This window comes from Streptomyces sp. NPDC059456, assembly GCF_042750055.1.
GTDB lineage: Bacteria > Actinomycetota > Actinomycetes > Streptomycetales > Streptomycetaceae > Streptomyces.
Genome location: NZ_JBHYVA010000886.1, coordinates 1 through 1,493, shown reverse-complemented (window position 1 = coordinate 1,493; position 1,493 = coordinate 1). Strand labels below are relative to the sequence as shown.

1 protein-coding gene and 2 pseudogenes are annotated in these 1,493 nt (G+C 74.7%); 2 read left to right on the top strand and 1 reads right to left on the bottom strand.

Translation table 11 applies throughout. The features are described from left to right. A pseudogene (locus ACFXA3_RS40065) lies at positions 1-450 on the top strand (hypothetical protein); the annotation flags it as partial. 137 nt (positions 451-587) lie between these two features. Continuing rightward, positions 588-1,379: a VOC family protein gene (locus ACFXA3_RS40060; protein WP_385195963.1), complete on the top strand. Its 792-nt coding sequence runs from the start codon at positions 588-590 to the stop codon at positions 1,377-1,379. A gap of 12 nt (positions 1,380-1,391) precedes the next feature. Here the strand turns inward: ACFXA3_RS40060 and ACFXA3_RS40055 are convergent. Next, a pseudogene (locus ACFXA3_RS40055) lies at positions 1,392-1,493 on the bottom strand (enoyl-CoA hydratase/isomerase family protein); the annotation flags it as partial.

Genomic DNA, 1,493 nt, shown 5'->3' with positions numbered 1-1,493 from the left:
GGGGCCCGCTCCGGCGCCGACCCCGGTATCGCCCTGCTCCTCGCCGCCATCGGCGGCTTCCTCCAGGAGCGGACCCGCTGGCACGCGTACGAGCCGCCCCGGCTGGACCGCAGCCGCTACGTCGGGGAGTGGACCGGCGGCGGCGGGGCGTACCGCCTGCGGCTGGGCGAGAACGGCGGGGCGGAGGCCGGCAACCTGCCGCTTGCCGAGGGGTACATCGGAGTGTGGGACAGCTGCTCGGGGACCGGGACGTGGAGGTTCGAGCCGCAGCGCGGCTCCGCCAGCCCCTTCCACAGCGGGCCGCGGGACCGTGTCACGCTCACGGTCGAGGGCTGCCGCTTCGGCGACTGGGAGGTGGCCGGCACGGCCGACCGGCCCGAGCTGTTCCACGTCGACCGCGATCCGGACGGCCCCGGCGGCCCGGACGTCACCACCCTGCACCGCGTGTAGCGCGCGGCCCGCCGTTCGCCCGTACGGGTGAACCACCGCCCCGGCCGGACCCGTACGCCGGACAGCCCCGGGAGACGTGGGCATCGTGGCCCCCGGCCCCGATCCACCCGTCCCACCCGTCATCCAGGAGGATGCGCATGCTCGGCACCGACTTCCGCACCGGATCGCCCGTCTGGCTCGACCTCGGCAGCCCCGACACCGACGGCGCCGCCGCCTTCTACACCGCGGTCTTCGGCTGGTCCTTCACCGCGCTGGGGCCGGAGGCCGGCGGGTACGGGTTCTTCCAGATCGACGGCAAGACCGTCGCCGCGCTCGGGCCGCTCACCGAGGACGGGGCGAACACCGCCTGGATGGTGCACTTCATGAGCCCGGACGTGCAGGCCACCGTCACCGCCGTCCGGTCCGGCGGCGGGGAGGTCCGGATGGAGCCCACGGACGTCATGGGCGAGGGCTGGCTCGCGCAGGCCACCGACCCGCAGGGCGCGGAGTTCGCCGTCTGGCAGCCCGGCAAGACCGCCGGGCTGGGGCTCGTCTCCGACGAGAACTCACTGGTGTGGGCGGAGCTGCACGTGCCCGACCCCACCGCCGCCGTCGACTTCTACCGCGGCGTCTTCGGCTGGCGCAGCCAGGAGATGCAGACGCCCGGGATGACCTACCGCGTGCTGAGCCTGGCGGACGGCGACCAGCAGCAGACCTCGTTCGGCGGGGTCGCGCCGATGGGCGAGGGCGCGGGCGGCGGCGTCGAGAAGCCGCGCTGGGTGCCGTACTTCAACGTCGCGGACGTCGACGCCACCGTCACCGCGGTCAAGGAGAACCGCGGATCGGTGCTCATGCCCGCGGCGGACGTGCCCGACGTCGGCCGCATCTCGTGGGTGGCGGACCCGTCCGGCGCCGTGTTCGCCCTCCTGAAGCCCGACCCGCGGATGTGAGCGGAGCCGCGGCTACCGGCCGAGGTACCTGGGCGGGCGGCGCTCCACGAAGCTCGCCACCCCCTCGTTCGCGTCCGCGGTGGTCATGTTGATCTCCTGAGCGGTGGGCGCGGC

Excerpts from the sequence above, each read along its gene's own strand:
- ACFXA3_RS40060 (WP_385195963.1), top strand. The coding sequence starts at position 588 with ATGCTCGGCACCGACTTCCGCACCGGATCGCCCGTCTGGCTCGACCTC.